The following is a 19,235-nucleotide window of genomic DNA, read 5'->3' as shown; positions in this document are numbered from 1 at the left end:
AGAACGATGTTAGTTAGTAGACGAAAAGGACATGCAGCAAATCATATCGTCAGAATCAATGGAAAACGAATCGATCTGAAAGCATTAGAGCAAGTCATGATGCTTCATTTTCCGCTAAAGGAATGTGTGTTAATCCCTAAGAAAAATCAAGAAGGCAGCCTCTCGCTTGTGCTATTTGCACAGGCGAAGGCCCCTTCGCTGACAAGAGAGGACTTGATGAAAGGCCCGCTTCATCCTCATGAAGTACCAGCCGCTCTCGTCTTATTGCCTTCCTTGCCAAGGGCAGAAAGTGGAGCAGTCGATACAGAAGCACTGCTTTCGATCGACATCATTGATGAAGAGGGTTTAAGAAAGATAGAAGAGCGTACGAAAGCCATAGATGGAGTGGAGGAAGCGGCCGCTCTCATTGAAAATCAGACAGAAAAACAAATGCGTTATCACCTAGATGACCTGTTTCCTAATCGGCAGCGTGCGCAAGGGAACGAATCGATCTCGAAGGATGAAGCGGGCGAAACAAAGCAAGCATCCGCTCATGAAAAGCCGCCAGCACTTGTGTATGGCGGGGATGTCATCAAAAAACCTGGCACACCTGTCACACTGACAGAGGTGCTGATTCGATCAGCCTTTATGTCACCTGACCGCGGGGTGACCTATATCAAAGAAGGCGGGCGCACATTGACCCAAACCTATCCTGAGTTACTCACAAACGCAGAACGGGTTCTGTCTGGTTTAAGGAAAGCAGGGCTGACAAATGGCGATCAAGTGTTACTTCAATTAAAAGATCATCACGATTTCATCACCGTGTTTTGGGGCTGTATTCTCGGTGGCATCATTCCGACTCCAGTCTCTGTTCCGCCTGTTTATGATGAGATGAATCAAGGAGTGAACAAGCTCAAGGGCGTGTTTCAGCTGCAAAATGAACCGTTTATTATTACAAACGAAGCAAGTGCTGAAGACATTGCTGGGCTGCGTGAGACATTTGAGGCAAAAGAAATACCTATTTTAACAGTAGAAACATTGCTTACGTGTGAACCGGATGAACAGCATTATGAGCCAGAGCCGGATGAGCCTGTGCTTCAGCTGCTCTCTTCAGGAAGTACGGGTGTGCCTAAGTGTATCCGTCACAACCATCAAAGTATTTTATCTCGGATCATCTCCTTTGAGCAGACAAATGGCTTTACGCATGAGGATGTGTCGCTTAACTGGATGCCGCTTGATCATGTAGGAGGCATTGTCATGTTTCATGTGCATGACGTCTACCTTGGCTGCCAGCAGATTAGTCCATCCATCGATCAATTTATCGAGCGGCCGATGGTGTGGCTGGATTGGGTAGAAACATACGGCGTCACAAGGACATGGGCACCGAATTTTGCTTTTGCCATGATGAATGAATATGAGGACGACATTCGCAAGGGGAGCTGGAATCTCTCCACACTGACTTATATTATGAATGCAGCCGAAGCGGTTGTTCCAAAAGTGACGCAGCGCTTCATGCATATCATGGGTCAGCACAGATTAAGCCGCCATGCGATGGTGCCGGCGTACGGCATGTCTGAAACATCCTCAGCCATTGTTCAATCAAAGAAATTCATGCGGCATGATGATCAGGATGGACAGCTGACGATTGATCAGACCTCGTTAACAGGTGAGATCCAATACGTGGAGCAAGATCATCCGCACAAAATGACGTTTACAGAAGTCGGTGTACCGATTCCGTCTGTATGGATTCGGATTGTAGACGAGCATCATCATGTGCTGCCAGAAGATCAGGTCGGCCGCTTACAGGTGAAGAGTCCGACGATTATGATGGGCTATCATCAAAATGAGGAAGCCAATCAAGAGGTATTTGCGGAAAATGGCTGGTTTCACACGGGGGATTTAGGATTTATCCACGAAGGGCGTCTTGTTCTGACAGGCCGGGAAAAGGACATCATCGTCATCAACGGAGCCAACTATTTGAATTACGAAATTGAAGCAGTTGTGGAAGAGGTAGACGGGGTGGAAGTCACCTTTGCCGCTGCGTACGGCATTTACAATCCCGAATCAAGCAACGACACGCTTGCCGTCTTTTTTGTCTCGCAAAAAGATTCGATAGAGGAACAAATCACGATGATTCAGCAGATTAGAGAGGCCATCATCCGAAAAATCGGGATAGAGCCTGATCACATCATTCCGGTGAAAAAAGACCAATTTCCGAAAACAGAGAGTGGGAAAATCCAACGTGCCCAGTTAGGTGCAGCGCTAAAAGAGGGAGTATTCCGTGACATTGAAAGGGCACTGGATCTTGCTTCTGAAAATGAACAAACACTCCCAGATTGGTTTTTCAAACGCACTTGGGCAAAGGAGCATATTGGTCCGTCTCAGCCTTCTGCTGATCATGTACTCGTTTTCGAGGATGAAAAAGGGCTGTACCAATCGCTTTACGCACAATTAGAACAAAGAAATCATTCCTATGTTTCTGTGAAAAAAGGGCATGAATTTTTGCGTCTGTCCAAAGGAATGTATCAAATGAACCCGAGAATCAAGGGGGATTATGTCAGGCTCGCTGCAGCACTTGAAGCAGATGAATTAAAGACCGGGCAGGTGCTCCACCTGTGGAATGTGACAGACAAAGAAGCCATCGTTGAGCCTGCGCAGTTCAAAGAAATGCATGCGAGTACCAATCAATCTATTTTGTACTTGTATCAAGCATGGAGACAAGAAAACAAAGAGCCGATCCGGCTTGTCGTAGTGACAAAGGGTGGTCAATTTGTAAGCCCTGAAGACGATCTTCATGTGGAGAAAACGTCGCTCGTTGGCTTATTAAAAACCATCCCGCAAGAATGGGAAGGAGCAGAGGTGTCCCATATTGATATTGAAGCGGAGCATGTGGAACAGGATGCAAAGCACATTGCTGAAGAGCTGTCAGCGATTCATATAAAAGCAGAGGTGTCATACCGAAACGGGCACAGGTTCGTACCAAAGCTGGAAAAAGTCAATATGATGAAAGTACCTCAAACAGAAGGGTTTTTAGAATATGAAGGTCTTTATTTGCTGACTGGAGGTCTTGGCGGTATTGGATTTGAGCTGTCTAAGCAGATGCTCCAATTTGGCCTAAAGCTCGTATTGATTGGAAGGACATCTCTGGAAGGCAGCTTGGAAAAGAAAGAGGCGCTCTCACAGCTAAAAGACTTCGGTGACGTCATCTATGTACAAGCGGATGTGACCGATTTAGCTGATGTCGAGCGGGCGATTTACAAAGCAGAAAAACATTTTGGTCAATCGATCCGAGGCGTGCTGCATTTAGCTGGGGCTGGCAATGTGTCAGAGCATTTTCAGCATGCGGATAAGTATGCATTGGCTCATACGTCAGAAGAGGATTTCACAAAGGAGCTGTCAGGGAAAGCAGACGGAGCGTTTGTCCTGCAGGAAGCCTTCAAGCATGACCCGGCAGTACCACTCGTCTTTTTTGGATCGGTGAATGGCTTTTTTGGTGGCACAACATTCGGGGCATACTCTGCAGCCAACAGCTTTTTAGATGGACTTGCGCACGCTCTCACCTTTCAAGAAGGAAGACGGGCGATCTCTTTGAACTTCAGCATGTGGGATAATCTTGGTTTGTCTAAGGGACATACCGGCGCAGCGCTAACCGTTCGCAAGGGATTTCAATTGATTGGAAAGAAGCAAGGTCTCCATTCATTATGTCTAGGTGCCCGGCTGAATGAAGCGCATCTATTTATCGGCCTAGACGGAGCCAATCCAGAAATCGCTGAGTATCTTCAGCCAGCACCAATACCGACTTTTGAGAAAAAGCTTTTTTACACGGTTCAGTCTGGCAAAGAAGTGCATGTTGAAGATATCGCAGGCGTAACAAAAGGTGACTGGGATATTCAGCAAGTACAGGAAATACCGAAAAAACAAGATGGCTCTATTGATCATGAAGCCCTCAAGCTGAATCATCACAAAAATGGACAACCCCTTGAAAAACAATTGCCAGAAACGAAAACAGAGCAACTTCTTGCTGCCATATGGGAGGACATTTTAGACGTAGATCGTGTGTACAAAGAGGATCAATTCTTTGACCTTGGCGGGCATTCATTAAAGGCGACTCAAACTATTTCTCGGATCAATCATGAATGTTCAATCAAGGCGCCTTTAAAAATATTATTTGAAAGTAAGCATCTGGCCCATCTGGCGCAAATGGTTGATGACATCAAAGGGGCACCGGCTGTTCAGGAAGCCAAGATTCCAAAGCTTGAAAAGCGAACAAGCTATGAGCTGTCACATGCTCAGAAGCGCATTTGGTTCTTATCCACATTAGAAAAGAGCCATCATTACAATATATTAGGTGCTTGGAAGCTGACAGGACAACTGCACATTCAAGCGTTAACAAAAGCGATTGGTCTCTTAACGAAACGTCATGAAGCACTGCGTGCAACATTTAAATCGCTTGGCGGCAAGCCAGTTCAACTGATACGTGAAGACCTTCCGCCATCCGTCACAGTTGCGAATTTCTCATTATTTAATGAAAAAACGAGAACGAGAAGACTCAAGCAGCTTATTCAGCAAGAGGCAAACCGCGTCTATGATTTAGAAAGAGGACCTCTTGCGCAGTGGACGATTGTGGATATGGGCAATGAGGAATTTTATCTTCTTTGCGCGCAGCACCACATCATTTCAGATGCATGGTCGCTCAGCCTGCTCATTCAGGAGTTAGAAGTGGCATATGACGGGCTTCTTTCAGATGAATCGCCGCAGCTCCCGGCGCTGGAAATCGAATGGACAGATTATGTTCATTGGGAAAATGAGCAACTAACGCATCATCAAGCAGACCAAACCTATTGGCTCGATACCTTACAAGGTGAACTTCCAGTGCTAGAGCTGCCGTTTGACCGCCCTCGTCCGCCGGTTCAAACATTTAACGGCGCTACAGAGCAAATCGTCTTGGAAGAACCGCTTATCCGCCGTTTGCAGGCTTTGTCCAAGCAGCAGGGCACAACGCTGTTCATGACGATGCTGTCAGCATACTACGTCCTGCTTCACAAGCTGTCCGGACAGACAGATATCATCATTGGCTCGCCGATCGCAGGGCGAGATGCCAAACAATCAGAGAAGCTCGTTGGGATGTTTGTGAATACACTTGCGCTGAGGCAGGATATCTCCACAGCAGATACGTTTGCTGATGTCATGGAAAACGTGAAAGAGCTGACGTTAAAAGCATTTGAGCATCAGCGTTATCCATTTGACAAGCTTGTCGATGATCTTTCGTTGGATAGAGATTTAAGTCGATCGCCTATTTTCCAAGTGGCCATGGGGTATGTAACAGATTCGCTCGATGTCAACCTCAAAGGGCTGACAAGTGAACATGTGATGGTCCATCATACAGTGTCGAAATTTGATCTCACCCTGCATGTATTTGAACAGGGAGATCAGCTGTCGATCCATGTGGAATACAATACAGATTTATTTAATCAAGAGACCATCCATCGTTATATGAATTATTATCTTCATCTGCTAGATGGCATGACGGCTCAGCCTGAACGTACATTTTCTGACTATTGCTTAATGGACAAAGCGGAACAGGCCGCCATGATCATAGGGAAAAACCAAACGGCTACGTCATATCCAAAACGGACCCTTCAAGAGCTGTTTGAAGAACAGGTGCAGCGTGATCCGCACCGTATTGCCTTGTCCTATTTGGAAGAGCACATGACGTATCAAGAGTTGGATGAGAAGGCGACACAGCTTGCTGCTTACTTGCAGTCTAAAGGAGTTGGACCAGGTTCACTGGTACCGATGCTTTTTGATCGTTCCTTTGACATGATTGTCTCGGTGCTAGGTATCGTCAAGTCTGGTGCTGCGTATGTTCCGATGTCACCTGAATATCCAGATGCACGCATCCGCCTCATCGTTCGCGATACGCAAAGTGATGTGATCATCACTCAGTCTCATTTTGCGAATCGTCTAGTAGACTTTACAGGTACAAAGATTAACATGGACAAGCCGTTACCAGAAACAGATGCAGTGTATCAAAGAGAACAATCGATCATAGGGGAAGACCAGCTGGCCTATGTCAACTACACATCAGGCTCAACAGGTACACCAAAAGGCGTGATGCTCCCTCATGCAGGAGTTGTCCGCCTGGTTAGAGAAACAAACTATATTGAACTAGGTCCAGATGACAAGATGCTTCAGCTCTCAAACTATGCTTTTGATGCCTTTACATTTGAATTATGGGGAATGCTGCTGAATGGCGGTCAGCTGATTCTGATCCCAAAATATGCCGCACTGAATATGGATGAATTATCACGGTTGATCAAAACGCATCAAGTGACAGCCAACTGTCTGCCAACCGCATTATTCAATCGGCTGGTGGAGCACGATCCAAAAAGTGTAGCAGGCTACCGCACATTACTTGTTGGCGGAGAAGCGATGTCTAGTGAGCATGCACGAAAGGTACTCCCACATATGGAGGGTGTGCTCATCAATGCTTACGGTCCAACAGAAAACACGACCTTAGCAACAACACATCAAGTCACGCACATGCCAGAGGGTGCAAGATCAGTTCCAATTGGTGTCCCGGTATCGAACTCAACTGTCGTCATACTAGATGAAGCGCTCAACCCAGTGCCAGCAGGCGTCAAAGGAGAAATCTATATCGGCGGCACAGGGCTGGCAAAAGGATACCTTCATGATCCAGAGCGAACGCAGGAGCGTTTTATTGACAATCCATTTCCTGAACTAGAGGGAGACAAGCTGTATCGTTCAGGTGATCTTGGTACATGGCGTTCAGATGGCACCATTGAATATCTCGGCCGAAAAGACAACCTCGTAAAAATTAGAGGCTACCGGATTGAATGTGGGGAAATTGAAACAGCTCTCCTCAAGCATCCGCAAGTAAAGGAATGTACAGTCATCGCCAAAACGTATGGCAGCTCTAAACGGCTGGCAGCCTACCTTGTCACAGACGGGGAGAATCCTGTTCCGGGCTGGAAAGCATTTTTGCAGGAAAGCCTGCCAGGCTACATGATTCCAAGTTACTTTATTGTAATGGACGAAATGCCAGTCACAACGAACGGAAAGGTTGATCAAAAAGCACTGCCAGAGCCGACAGAAACGATCTCTCTTTCCCAGGGTGATGACAAACCAATCACCGAAACGCAGCAGCGGATTGTCACAGCTTTCAAGGAAGTGCTTGGTGTCAAACAAGTAAGCATGCATGACTCCTTCTTTGATTTAGGCGGCGATTCGATTATGAGTATCCAGGCTGTTGCCAAATTAAAAGAAAAGGGGATTCGTGTTGATCCAAAATGGATTTTCATGCATCCAGCACCGGCTCAGCTAGCCGCACATGTAGACGCAATGCCAGAGGCCGGGGAGCATGTCGAAAGGTCTCCGAAGGACTATGTGATTGAGCTGAAAAAAGGCGATCCAGCTGAACCGAGAATATTCTTTGCACCGCCTGCCGGTGGAACGGTCATGGGCTATATCGATGTTGCTAAGCTGATGACACATCAAGGCGCTGTTTATGCCATGCAGTCTCCTGGCTTATATGAGGATGAAGAACCGCAATTCCTTCATTACACAGAGCTTGTCACCATTTTTATTGAAGCCATTGAGACCTTCTATCGACCAGGCATTGACTATCTAGCAGGGCATTCAATGGGCGGGCATCTTGCCTACGGAATGAATCAGCGGCTCTGCCATGCAGGAAAAGCGCCGAAAGGATTGATCATTTTAGATACGGTGCCCGTGCTAAGAGATGAGGCAGATCAGGCGCTCCATGCCGATATGAACGAAGAAGAAGTGAAAATGCTTGCGCTTGTCCTTGGAATGGGAAATCTCGTCGGCATCCAGCCAGAAGCATTACAAGGGCTGAGCTTCCAAGAAGTGAAACAGACAATACTCAAAGAGGCAGAAAAGGATGAAGTGGTTCATCAATTTATGAATGATCAATATTTAGATAAATATTTGCAAATGCAAACGCATAATACGATCATGTCACAAGCCATTGAATTAGAAAAAGAACCATTCCCTGTGCCGTTTTATATTGTACAAAGCAGTGATCACGCCATCGATTTCCAGAAGAAGTTCTCAGACTGGGAGGCTTATACGAAAGGAACGTGCTCGTATTATCACATCAAAGGAGACCATGTCACCATGATGAAAAGGCCGCAGGCAGATGAACTGGCACGGATTCTTCAAACGATTATAAAGGGGTAAGGACGTATGAATCAGTTATTTAAAACCTTTGAAAAAAAATCAGACCTTATTCAGCTTATTTGTTTTCCTTTTGCAGGCGGTTATTCCGCCTCGTACCGTCCACTTTTTGAACAGCTAAAAGGCTCTGCCGAAGTAACAGCAGCAGAGCCCCCAGGACATGGAACCAATCTCATGCCGCTCGAAACGAGCATTGACCAATTGGCTGAGCTGTACAAAGAAGGGCTTACAGGCAACCTGAACCGCCCATTTATCCTGTTCGGACATTCCATGGGAGGACTTGTCGTGTATAGACTGACGCAGCTGCTAGAAAAGGAAGGGGTCTATCCGGCAGCAGTTGTGATCTCGGCCATTCAGCCGCCGCAAACAAAACGGCAGATCCTGACCCATTTATCCAATGAAGCATTTGTTCAGCATATTGCCGAAATGGGCGGGATTCCAAAGGAATTATTAGAGAACAAACCAATGATGGATTACTTTACGCCGTCCTTACGTGCAGACTATCAGGCGCTGGAAACCTTCCAGCACAAAGATCAATCCGTCATCGAAACACCGGTTTATTTATTCAATGGAACACAAGATGAAAAATGCATGCAAGATGCAAATGGCTGGCTGCCATGGGCAAAGACCATCAAACGCACCAATTTCGATGGAGGCCACATGTACATCAACACACACCTCGAGCACTTCGCAGAACAGATGAGACATGTGATTGACCTTGCAGCCAAACACCAATTGATAAAGAAATAAGAAAAAACGGCCCATATTGGGTCGTTTTTTACTGAGGAATAATACTTGAAAACGCTGATATGGCCAAAGAAAATAAGAATAATAATACGAATGGGATGTAAAATTTATAACTTCTATTTTCTTGATTTTTCACGTAGGAATAGCACCATACACTAAATGAGACTATAACAAAAATATTAATATTCCACAAAAATGGAATTGTGATCGTGTGTTCAGCATTAGGTACATTAAAGAGGTATAAAATAATGACAATCAAGTTACCTATTAAGATGAAATAGTAAGATAATACCCCTCTTTTAAATATACTTTTATAGGAAACTTTTATTCCAAAAATTATAAAGCTTAGAAAAATGATTAATGAAAAAAATAAAACTTCTACTATAGGCTTGAATACTTCTCCAATAACAGCAAGAGAAATACCTATCCACTTACTAAATTCAATTATATCTTGATTTCCTTCAAGTTGCAGCTCAAGTAGATTTTTATTTATTTCATCCATTTTTAATATAGAAAGGATAAAAGCTATAATACCAGAGAGCATACATACTAATAAAATGTGTTTTTTCATAATAACACCCTTTAACAATATCAAATTTTTATGAAATAAAATTCAATAATAGAAGCAATAAATAAAAAGAAAACCCCGGTTATGAGCTGACTGAAATAGATTTTCCCTTTTGTTTTAAAAGAGATTTTGTCTTTAGATAGTATATACCGCATAATTTGCCTTGATATATCAAATGAGACAAAATAAAAAAGAAACAACCCGACAATTTCCACCGGAGAGTGGAAAATAATATAGTATAGTGCTATGTCAATTCCGTATATATACGTATACGATATGAAAAATGCACCTAGGAAAAACCCATTTAAAAAAATAATAATACTAGATAACAAGCCTAAACTAACTATTCCAGAAACTAATATAAGAATTGACACAAAAAGGTTATTAAAGAAAATTTCTTGATAGCTGTCAATATTTATGTTGTTTTTAAAATCAATACTATCTATAAATGTTGAAGCAAAAACACTTAAACTAAAACCTCCTAAAAAAAATATAATAAAAACCAAAAAAATTTTAAGATAATTTTTCAAAAAATTTCTTTTCGAGTTGATCTTCATGAAAAGTCACTCCTGAAGATTTTTTTTCTGAGTGAATAATAGTACCATTATCAATAAAAAGGATTTCATCGCATAAGTCTGCTGCAAATTGAATGATATGAGTGGAGAGCAAAATGATTTTGTTGGCTTCTTTGAAATTTCTTAAATGTTTCTTCATGTCAGCCATGTTTGTAGGATCCAAACCTGTAAATGGCTCATCTAATAAAATAATGTTTGGATTATGTAATATTGTTAGAATAAAGGACATTCTTTGTCTCATTCCTCTTGAAAGAGAAGAGGAACGCCGATGTGTTTGCTCTTCTAATCCATAGTTACGCAACATCTCATTGATCTGGTCATTTTCTAAAGGTTGTTCTACAAGCATAGATTGATATTTTACCAATTCAAAACAAGTTAAGTTTTCAAATAGAGTTGGATCGTCTTCCATATATCCTATAGATGAGAAATTTTGCTTGCTATGATTTATCAATATTTGGCCTTCATCAGGTTGTATTAATCCAGCTATCATTTCTAGAATAGTAGTTTTTCCAGCACCGTTTTTACCTAATAAGCCAATTATTGAACCTTCTTTGAAATGCATCTCAGAAATCATAACTTTAAAGTTAGAATCTTTATATTCTTTAGTTAGATTATGAAGTGATAACATACAATCCCTCACTCAAATAATGTTTTAAATGATTTGTAGTTTTTATTTATTGTTCTATCCCAAAATCTAATTATTAAAAATATAATAATAAGTGAACTAGTGACCATAACGATATTAGTTACAATAAAATATACTGTGCTATAGGATGAAATTACTGATAAAGCTAAAATGAAACCATAACAAATATTTAAAGTCAATTTACTAAGGGAACTAGGAACTTGATAAACAAATTCCCACTTGAAGTATGGAAATACGACAGTAGAACCTACAGTGCAAATAGCTACAAGTATACAGGTGTTTACTAAAGTGATTATCACGTATACAGGCTCATCTAGTTTTATTGTGAAACTTGAAAAAATGGTGTATAAAATACAAAACAACAAATGTAGTATGATAGATAAAATAACCTTATTTTTGATTTTATTTTTAACTAAGTTAGGTAATTTTCGTTTTAAAGGGAGAATGGGACCGTCAATATCAAAAGAAACATACGGTTGTATTGCATTTGATATAAAAATCATAGGAAAAATAACACTAAAAATAAATAAAAAATCATTTTCTATATTTAATGTTTCAAGTTGGTTCGTATTAACACCATAAAGAATTAAACCAAACAGTCCCCCGGATATTGTTAATATAAATAATAATACTGACCATTGAATAGGGGGATTTCTCATGAGGAGTGTAATTTCATAAAACAATATATGATTAAATTTTCTAGATGTCCCTTTTTGTTCTTTCGCTTTTTTCTGGAATTGGAAAATTGGCACATTACGAACGTTTCTTCTCCAATAAATCACTAAAAGTATACTAATGAATGTGAAGCCTAAAATAATATATATTGAATAGCTAGAACTTTTTAATAAATTGAATTTGAATACAGTGAATACCCAAAGTGCAATGAGACCTGTAGTTATATATCCAATAGTTGATGAAATTGTGAAAAATTTGGGGTTTGAAAGTAGTAACAATACATGCAATCTAAGTAGGTAACCTAAGATGAAAGAAGTGATGGCCAGAGCTGCTAGTGTTAAAGATCCTTGAAACCCATGTATACTTAAATTTGTTAAGTAAGAACCTAGAATGAAGAATAATAATCCAACCATAATACTAAAAAACTTACTCATATCTTTACCGAAAATATATTGATCTAGCTGGAGTTTTAAAATAGCCATCTGTTTTTTATCTGAAGAGAAAAGTATCCTCATTAAACTCTTATCAATATTTACTGTGAACATTAATATAAACAACGATAGATAGATTATTGATAAATTTTTAACTAAGTAAGTAGTTAATACACCTAGTAATAGGGGAGTAATTATGTATAAGAAAGAAAAAAATACAAAAATGAGAGCATTATTACGTTGATGTCTTCTTAAATCATTGATTAACAAGATTTTTGTGTATGTTAAATATTTATGCATTTACAACACTTCCATTTTAAAGGTGTAAAGAGAAGGCGTTTACACCTTCTCTATAAAAATTCATTTTTTAGAAAGCAATAGCGTATTTAACCCCATATTTCCTAGCATAACTAATTACTAGAGAGGCAATAGCACCAAGTCCAAAAGTACCTAGGACAGCAGCAATAGCACCAACTGTACCAGCAGCATTTAGAATTGCACTAATAGAAGTTAATGCCCAAGTAGGTATTTGAGGATAGTTTGCTGCTAGATTTGCAAAAGGTGTGACTGGTTCAAGAGTCAATAAAATCATAGTTGTTAAAGTTAAAGTGAAAATAAGACTCAAGCCTAGGATTGCGAACAATCTATTTTTTAAACCCATTTCCATATTTAACACCTCCCCCCTTGCTTATATACCCATATTATACATAAAAAGGATTTTAGATAAATGGGTTTTTTGTACTGTATTTTCCAATATAATGGAATATTCAGATTTATTTTGATGAAATAACAGGACTGATGGCGAATTTATTCAGAAAATAACACCTCATAAACTTGTATTTTATTAATTTGATAATGATAATACTTCAGTAACTATCTATGAAGTGCGAAGTAAATAGAACCATTATGTAATTCTAACTATTTTGTTACAATATTTCTCGCTTGGATAAATAGAGGAAGGTGCATTGACCTGACAAGCAATCAACACTTCATCAGACATTAAAAAAAAGCGGTCCTCGTTTGAGAGACCGCTTTTTCTTATGAATTCCGCTTCTTCACTACATTCCCACCAATCACTCCGCCAATGACCAGCACACCTCCGATGAGATGATACCAATCGATTGTTTCATGTAAAATGAGAACCCCAGCGGCGACCGTAATAAACGCAGATAAATTGTTAAAGATGCTGACCTTTGCCGCTTCAAGCTGAGAGAGGGCATAGTTTGATAAATATGCCGTGAGAAGTGAAGAAAGAATGCCTAAAAAGAGCATCGACCATACAAAGGATGCTTGTGTAAATGGGCTGAAAAATTGCGGCATTGTCCCGTTAACCGAATGCCGAATGAGCGCAGCGGCATTGAAGAAGACAAACCCAAAGAATGTCATCACGAAGGTGAGTTCAATCACATGGAAGCGCCGTGTAATCACCCGGGCAAATACACTATATGCACTGGAGGATAAGGCTGAAAGCAATATCAGCACATAGCCGATCATGTGTGAATGCTTTACATCAATTCCCTTCATGACAAAGAGAAGCATCACCCCGCACACAGAAAGAAGGGTAAACAGTACTTGTATCCATGTCGCGCGTTCCTTTAAAAACCACGCGGCCAGCACCATCGTCAGAATGGGAATCGTTGCCTGAATAATACCAGCCTCTGACGAAGAAGTATACATCAGCCCCCATACTTGAAAAGCAAAAAACAACACAGGGTAAAGCAAGGAAAACGGTACGATGTAGAGAAGGTCACGCCATTGAATGGAGAAGCGGTTCTTCTTTCGTAAAAATGGATACAGCAATAGTGCGGCTGCAAAAGAAATCGTAAAGCGGTGTGCCAATAAATCGATCGGGTTTGCTGATTCTAATGCAATTTTGACAAACAAAAATGAAAAACCAATAATCGTGGCGTAGCCTATCGCGGCAGCATACGCTTTCTGTTTTGAAATGTTCAACACTTGACTCCTTACACGAGCATGCATGCTTCAGTTGAATTGACCGGTTCTGTTCTTCTATCGTAATCGGATCATCTAAGGTGTACAATAAGAGAACATGATATCTGTACCGGTACAAGGAGGAAGCGGTGTGAGGAAATATGATCAGCTTATTCTCAGCTTAAAAGAGAAAATGGCGTCTGGTGAATACAGTGCTGGCATGAAGATCCCTTCCATTCGTCATTTAGTGGCTCAATATGGAGTGAGTAAAAGCACTGTCATCAAAGCACTGGACACATTAGAACGTGAACATCTGCTGTATTCTGTAGAAAGAAGCGGCTATTATGTCGTGAAAACGAAGCAGTCAGCGGGTAAACAGGATAGCACATGGATTGATTTTGCTTCATCTGCACCTGATCCCGTTGTGTTTCCATATGTCGATTTTCAGCACTGCATCAACCAAGCGATTGATTTGTATCAAAATGACTTGTTTATTTATGGCACAGCCAACGGCTTACCATCGCTGCTGCCAGTCATTTCTAAGCGATTAATGGATTATCAAGTATTTGCAAATCCAGAACAGATCGTCATGACCTCTGGTATTCAGCTGGCGTTATCCATTTTAAGCACCATCCCTTTTCCGAATGGAAAACAGACCATACTAGTCGAACAGCCTGGCTATCACCTATATCTCCAATATTTAGAGAAAAATCAACTGCCTGTGCGGGGGATTCAGCGGACGGAAAAGGGAATTGATCTTCAGGAATTGGAGCGTATCTTTCGAGAAGAGGAGATTCGTTTTTTCTATACGATGCCAAGGTTTCAAAACCCGCTTGGAACGAGCTTGTCAAAACAGGAGAAAAGAGCGATTGCAGCCCTTGCTGAGAAATATGATGTCTATATCGTTGAAGATGATTATATAGCCGATTTAGAATTCGACGCAAAAAGAGACCCGATCTATTCGTATGATCAGGCGGGTAAGGTCATTTATTTAAAAAGCTTCTCCAAAATCATCTTTCCAGGACTTCGAACAGGAGCAGTCGTTTTACCTGAGGAACTGATTGGACCTTTTAGTGAACACAAACGGCTCATTGACATCGACAGCTCCATGCTGTCACAGGCAGCCTTAGAAATATATTTAAAAAGCGGGATGTTTGAACGGCATCGAGACAGAATGCAGACAACCTATCGCAACCGATCCAAACAGCTGGTGACTTGTCTGAAAAATGATCAAATCGCTTATCAACTGGGAGAAGAGGAGCCAGCTACCCATACACATCTTCGTGTCGATCGATCAATTCCGCTGAATCAGCTCATTCAGCAGCTGAAAAAGGCATCTGTTTCCATTCAGTCAATCGGCCGCCACTACCTGTCGACCCATCAAAAAGACCCCATTCTTCAGCTGAACATCTGGCATGTGAAAGAAGACCAAATCACACGTGGAGTCGAATTGCTAAAGACAGCACTTCAGCAAATTGGGCGATATTAAAGACGGGACAGTACATCTTTGCAAGAGAGTATCTCAACACGTTCAGCCGCAGAAGGTTTTCGTGTGCACACCGCCATTTGGTAGGCAGGATCGAGTGAGTATGTTTGAACAAAGCAGGACGCTTCATGATCAGGTAATATCAACGTCGCCTGTCCATCCTCTGACAGACGGGCTGTAAAGGACGAAAGACCATAAGATAATCCCTTTCCAGTCAGCTTGATAAAGGCCTCCTTCATTGACCATAGATGAAAGAAGTAGGCTTCCTGCCGTTCTGCCGGTTGTGAAAGTAAATCCTCATACTCATCTGCTGAAAAAAATCGTTTAGCAATCGCTAGATCAATCGGTTTGATCTCCTCAATATCAATACCTACAGGTGCATCATCTATTGCGCATACGACCCAATCACCAGAGTGAGAAAGATTAAAGTGAAAAGAAGGAATGTGCCGGACGACAGGCTTGCCATTGCCCTCTGTTGCAAAAACGATTTGATCAATAGGCAGATCGTACATATCATGGATCATTTGACGAACCAGCACCTCACCTAACAGGGTCCTTCTTGCATCGACCAAAAAACGAAAGCGCTCAGCCGCAGCACGCTTTGCAGGTGATACAAAGGGTTTCAGGCAATCGATTTGTTGTCGTGCACCTATTTCATCTAAGTGTAGTAATTGGATAGCAAATATCTTCATAACGAACCTCAATTTTTTACATTGATTGTAACATTGGTGAGCGCCGTACAAAAGGGAAACAGCCTCCTTTTCACTGAAAGCCTAAAATGACAGATGTAGGCTTATTTCATCTTATGAATATAAGAAAAATCTGTTTATTTATTTCAGCACAAGAAAAGCCATTCTTTTTGTAGAATGGCTTGTTCTTATCTGATAAGCGTTTGAACAGGTTTCTCTGCTGTTTTAGTAATAAGCAGCTGCAGGAGCCGTGTAGACTGCGGCAAGGAGAAACGAAGGACGATACCTGTAAAAATAGCAGTCAGAATCGTGCCAATGCCAATCGGTCCGCCGAGCATCCATGCAAATAAAAGCACTGTTAACTCAATGCCATTTCGAACCCACTGCACGTTCAATCCTGTTTTCGCTGAGATGAGCAGCATTAATGAATCTCTTGGCCCGGCGCCAAGATTGGCTGAGACATAAATGCCAACACCATACCCTGATACCACAACGCCTGTAATAAACACATATAAAGCGGGTAAATACCCATGTGGTGCAGGCAATACCGCATTAAAGAAATCTATAAACACGCCAATCAGCACCATGTTCAATAATGCGCCGATCTTTGGAAATGATTTCGTAAAAACAGAAGTCAGTGTCACGATCAGTGCACCAATAATGATGGACCACTGTCCAATCGTGAGTCCAAAATGCTGAAACAGTCCGTAGTGGAAAGCGTCCCAAGGACCAATCCCAAGAATCTTTCCTTTCACTGTCAGCGATAATCCAAAAGCTAGTACGATCAATCCAACAAAATAAAAAAACCAACGTAAAAGATGTTCCCGCTTCAAAAGCATTCCCTTCTTTCTTAAACACTCGAATTCAATCGTAACATACTCCCACGCCCCTTTAAATGGCTTTGCTCAATTGTAATCGCTTACTTTTAAAAATATGAAAAAAGGCTGCTCTCATCACGTGAGAACAGCCTTTTTTCATCATACTGGATTCAAAATCCGGTTTAAGAATTGTTTTGTTCGTTCTTCCTTCGGTCGTTTGAAGATTTCTTCCGGAGGGCCTTGTTCGACGATGACGCCGCCATCAATAAAAATCACTTCGTCTGCCACTTCTTGGGCAAACTTGATTTCATGTGTGACAACTGCCATGGTCCAGCCTTCTTTCGCTAGATCCTTCATGACCTTTAAGACTTCCCCGACAAGCTCAGGGTCAAGTGCAGAGGTTGGTTCATCAAAAAGCATGAGCTCTGGCTGAATGGCAAGTGCACGGGCGATCCCGACACGCTGCTTTTGACCGCCTGAGAGCTGGAATGGATACAGATCCTTTTTATCTTCAAGACCGACCTTTTGCAAGAGCTGGATGGCTTCTTTTCGAACCGTTTCCTTTGGACGGCGCTGTACTTGAACAGGACCTTCCATCACATTTTCAAGCACTGTGCGGTGTGGAAACAGGTGATAATCCTGAAACACCATTCCTGATTTTCGGCGAAGCTTCAGCAGGTCAGCTGATTTATTTTTTTTCGAAAAATCTATCGAGAAATCATCGAAGGTAAAGGAGCCGCCATTTGGTGTTTCAAGTGCATTTAAACAGCGAAGCATCGTTGTTTTTCCTGAACCTGATGGGCCAAGAATGGCTACAACCTGCCCTTTGTTGATCGTAAAATCTATTGACTTTAAAATCTCATTTTCACCAAAGGATTTCTTAAGACCTTTGACTGTTAGCATGTCGTTCCCTCCTTACCTTGCGACATATCGATCAAGTCGTTTTTCAATTTGATGCTGAACGAGAGATAGAATGAAGCAGAATACCCAATAGATCAGGGCTGCTTCCATATAAATGAACAATATCTGATCTAAGTTCGCTGCAGCAATTTCCTGAGACTTACGGAAAAGCTCTGCCACGAGGATTTGAGAGGCAAGAGATGTATCCTTCACCAAACTAATGAATGAATTAGATAGCGGCGGAATCGATACACGCACAGCCTGCGGTAAAATGACGCGGACGAGTGTTTTACGATGCGTCATCCCGATCGAATAACCAGCTTCCCATTGTCCTTTTGGAACAGACAGGACGGATGCACGAATAATTTCCGATGCATACGCACCTACGTTTAATGAAAAAGCAATAATGGCACTTGGATATGGATCCAGTGTGATATTAAATGTCGGAAAGAAATAGAAAATAATAAACAATTGCACAAAAAGCGGCGTTCCGCGAACGGCCGACACATAGATGGAGAAAATCCATCTGAGGGCTTTGATTTTAGACATTCTAGCAAGAGCTGTCACAAGCGCGATAAAAATACCAATGATAAAGGCAATGATGGCGAGGGGAATTGTATAATAAATCCCCTGCATCACCATTGGCCAAAAAGATTGCTGAAGAAGATCCCAAGGAATGACGACTCCCAGGGTATTACTTTGTAACATCTTCACCAAACCATTTCTTAGAAATCTTAGCAAGTGTACCGTCTTTTTTCATTTCTTTTAATGCGCCATTCACTTTGTCAACGACTTCGCCGCTGCCTTTTCTGAATGCAAAGTAAGTTTCTTGAGGATCTCCTGTTTCAAATGCAACTTTTAGGTTTTTGTTCCCGCTTGTTTTCAAGTAATTCAATACAGCCAGCTTGTCATTGAACGTCAGATCAGCACGTCCTTGCTGAATCAATTGAATCGATTGTGCAAGGCCTTCAACGCCTTCAATTTTAGCACCAGCATCTGTAGCTAGTTTATTGTAATTACTTGTTAAAGATTGTGCTGCTTTTTTGCCTTTTACATCAGATAGTTTCTTGATGTCGTTGTTATCTGATTTTGTCACAACAATGGCTTGGGACGTTGTGTATTTATCAGAGAACTCATATTGATTTTCACGTCCAGTTTTACCAACTTGGTTCGCTACCACGTCAAAACGTTTTGAATTCAGTCCAGCAAACATGCTGTCCCATTGTGTTTCTTTGAATTCAGGTTTTAAGTCAAGACGTTTTGCTACTTCTGTGATGACTTCTACATCGTAGCCAGTTAATTTATCTGTCTTTTTGTCATGGAATGTGAAAGGAGCATAAGTACCCTCTGTTCCGATCGTCAGAACACCTTTATCCTGAATGGATTTCCAAAGGTCACCTGATTCCTTAGACCCAGATTGTTTATTCGCGTTGTCGCTTGCACCAGATCCACATGCCGTGATCAATGCAACACAAGCGCCTAACATAATGGCAAAGAACATTTTTTTCATTTTATTCCCCACTTTTCTTGTTGGTATTTACAACATATGATCTTACAGAGAAGCAACCT

At 41.6% G+C, this 19,235-nt stretch carries 14 protein-coding genes; 3 read left to right on the top strand and 11 right to left on the bottom strand.

Annotation, left to right across the window (positions count from 1 at the left end; translation table 11 throughout):
* Positions 1 to 6: 6 nt before the first annotated feature.
* Positions 7 to 8,202: a non-ribosomal peptide synthetase gene (locus C6Y03_RS11595; protein ID WP_106039331.1), complete on the top strand. Its 8,196-nt coding sequence runs from the start codon at positions 7 to 9 to the stop codon at positions 8,200 to 8,202.
* Between the two features lie 6 nt (positions 8,203 to 8,208).
* Positions 8,209 to 8,949: a thioesterase II family protein gene (locus tag C6Y03_RS11590; protein ID WP_066031336.1), complete on the top strand. Its 741-nt coding sequence runs from the start codon at positions 8,209 to 8,211 to the stop codon at positions 8,947 to 8,949.
* A 28-nt stretch (positions 8,950 to 8,977) separates the two neighbouring features.
* Here C6Y03_RS11590 and C6Y03_RS11585 read toward each other — a convergent pair whose 3' ends face one another.
* The 6 genes from C6Y03_RS11585 to C6Y03_RS11560 form a co-directional block, all read right to left on the bottom strand.
* A complete protein-coding gene (locus C6Y03_RS11585) occupies positions 8,978 to 9,517 on the bottom strand; it encodes a hypothetical protein (RefSeq protein ID WP_106039330.1) in 540 nt (179 codons plus the stop codon).
* Positions 9,518 to 9,537: 20 nt separating this feature from the next.
* On the bottom strand, positions 9,538 to 10,071 hold the full coding sequence (locus tag C6Y03_RS19630; protein WP_060595522.1) for a stage II sporulation protein M: 534 nt from the start codon (positions 10,069 to 10,071) through the stop codon (positions 9,538 to 9,540).
* Positions 10,028 to 10,717, bottom strand: a complete 690-nt coding sequence (locus C6Y03_RS11575; protein WP_034664125.1) for an ABC transporter ATP-binding protein — start codon at positions 10,715 to 10,717, stop codon at positions 10,028 to 10,030. Before C6Y03_RS11575 ends, C6Y03_RS19630 begins: the two co-directional genes overlap by 44 nt.
* Positions 10,718 to 10,725: 8 nt before the next feature.
* On the bottom strand, positions 10,726 to 12,141 hold the full coding sequence (locus C6Y03_RS11570) for a hypothetical protein (protein WP_106039329.1): 1,416 nt from the start codon (positions 12,139 to 12,141) through the stop codon (positions 10,726 to 10,728).
* A 67-nt stretch (positions 12,142 to 12,208) separates the two neighbouring features.
* Positions 12,209 to 12,508, bottom strand: coding sequence for a hypothetical protein (locus C6Y03_RS11565; RefSeq protein WP_034664121.1), 300 nt, complete (start codon positions 12,506 to 12,508; stop codon positions 12,209 to 12,211).
* Positions 12,509 to 12,879: 371 nt separating this feature from the next.
* On the bottom strand, positions 12,880 to 13,794 hold the full coding sequence (locus C6Y03_RS11560; RefSeq protein WP_060595524.1) for a DMT family transporter: 915 nt from the start codon (positions 13,792 to 13,794) through the stop codon (positions 12,880 to 12,882).
* Between the two features lie 130 nt (positions 13,795 to 13,924).
* Between C6Y03_RS11560 and C6Y03_RS11555 the strand changes: the two genes are divergently transcribed.
* On the top strand, positions 13,925 to 15,262 hold the full coding sequence (locus C6Y03_RS11555; RefSeq protein ID WP_106039328.1) for an aminotransferase-like domain-containing protein: 1,338 nt from the start codon (positions 13,925 to 13,927) through the stop codon (positions 15,260 to 15,262).
* Here the strand turns inward: C6Y03_RS11555 and C6Y03_RS11550 are convergent.
* The 5 genes from C6Y03_RS11550 to tcyA all read right to left on the bottom strand — a co-directional run bounded on the left by C6Y03_RS11550 (position 15,259) and on the right by tcyA (position 19,176).
* Positions 15,259 to 15,951: a 4'-phosphopantetheinyl transferase family protein gene (locus C6Y03_RS11550; RefSeq protein WP_106039327.1), complete on the bottom strand. Its 693-nt coding sequence runs from the start codon at positions 15,949 to 15,951 to the stop codon at positions 15,259 to 15,261. The two genes, C6Y03_RS11555 and C6Y03_RS11550, sit on opposite strands and share 4 nt — an antisense overlap.
* 185 nt (positions 15,952 to 16,136) lie before the next feature.
* Entirely contained in the window at positions 16,137 to 16,781 is a 645-nt protein-coding gene (locus tag C6Y03_RS11545) for a YczE/YyaS/YitT family protein (RefSeq protein ID WP_034664112.1), read from the bottom strand.
* Positions 16,782 to 16,925: 144 nt separating this feature from the next.
* Positions 16,926 to 17,669: an amino acid ABC transporter ATP-binding protein gene (locus tag C6Y03_RS11540; RefSeq protein WP_003214030.1), complete on the bottom strand. Its 744-nt coding sequence runs from the start codon at positions 17,667 to 17,669 to the stop codon at positions 16,926 to 16,928.
* 12 nt (positions 17,670 to 17,681) lie between these two features.
* Complete coding sequence (locus tag C6Y03_RS11535) at positions 17,682 to 18,374, bottom strand: amino acid ABC transporter permease (protein WP_034325166.1); 693 nt, start codon at positions 18,372 to 18,374, stop codon at positions 17,682 to 17,684.
* The gene (gene tcyA / locus C6Y03_RS11530; RefSeq protein WP_003213831.1) at positions 18,361 to 19,176 is read right to left on the bottom strand and encodes a cystine ABC transporter substrate-binding lipoprotein TcyA; all 816 of its coding nucleotides are present in this window, start codon (positions 19,174 to 19,176) and stop codon (positions 18,361 to 18,363) included. The genes C6Y03_RS11535 and tcyA overlap by 14 nt, the downstream gene beginning before the upstream one ends.
* Positions 19,177 to 19,235 lie beyond the last annotated feature (59 nt).

Source organism: Bacillus sp. LNXM65 (assembly GCF_002998575.1).
Taxonomy (GTDB): Bacteria; Bacillota; Bacilli; order Bacillales; family Bacillaceae; genus Bacillus.
This window is presented reverse-complemented; position numbering and strand designations above follow the sequence as displayed.

Coding starts and splice junctions, on each gene's coding strand:
- C6Y03_RS11570 (WP_106039329.1), bottom strand. CDS start 12,141: ATGCATAAATATTTAACATACACAAAAATCTTGTTAATCAATGATTTA.
- C6Y03_RS11550 (WP_106039327.1), bottom strand. CDS start 15,951: ATGAAGATATTTGCTATCCAATTACTACACTTAGATGAAATAGGTGCA.
- C6Y03_RS11585 (WP_106039330.1), bottom strand. CDS start 9,517: ATGAAAAAACACATTTTATTAGTATGTATGCTCTCTGGTATTATAGCT.
- C6Y03_RS11535 (WP_034325166.1), bottom strand. CDS start 18,374: ATGTTACAAAGTAATACCCTGGGAGTCGTCATTCCTTGGGATCTTCTT.
- C6Y03_RS11575 (WP_034664125.1), bottom strand. CDS start 10,717: ATGTTATCACTTCATAATCTAACTAAAGAATATAAAGATTCTAACTTT.
- C6Y03_RS11590 (WP_066031336.1), top strand. CDS start 8,209: ATGAATCAGTTATTTAAAACCTTTGAAAAAAAATCAGACCTTATTCAG.
- tcyA (WP_003213831.1), bottom strand. CDS start 19,176: ATGAAAAAAATGTTCTTTGCCATTATGTTAGGCGCTTGTGTTGCATTG.
- C6Y03_RS11540 (WP_003214030.1), bottom strand. CDS start 17,669: ATGCTAACAGTCAAAGGTCTTAAGAAATCCTTTGGTGAAAATGAGATT.
- C6Y03_RS19630 (WP_060595522.1), bottom strand. CDS start 10,071: ATGAAGATCAACTCGAAAAGAAATTTTTTGAAAAATTATCTTAAAATT.
- C6Y03_RS11565 (WP_034664121.1), bottom strand. CDS start 12,508: ATGGAAATGGGTTTAAAAAATAGATTGTTCGCAATCCTAGGCTTGAGT.
- C6Y03_RS11595 (WP_106039331.1), top strand. CDS start 7: ATGTTAGTTAGTAGACGAAAAGGACATGCAGCAAATCATATCGTCAGA.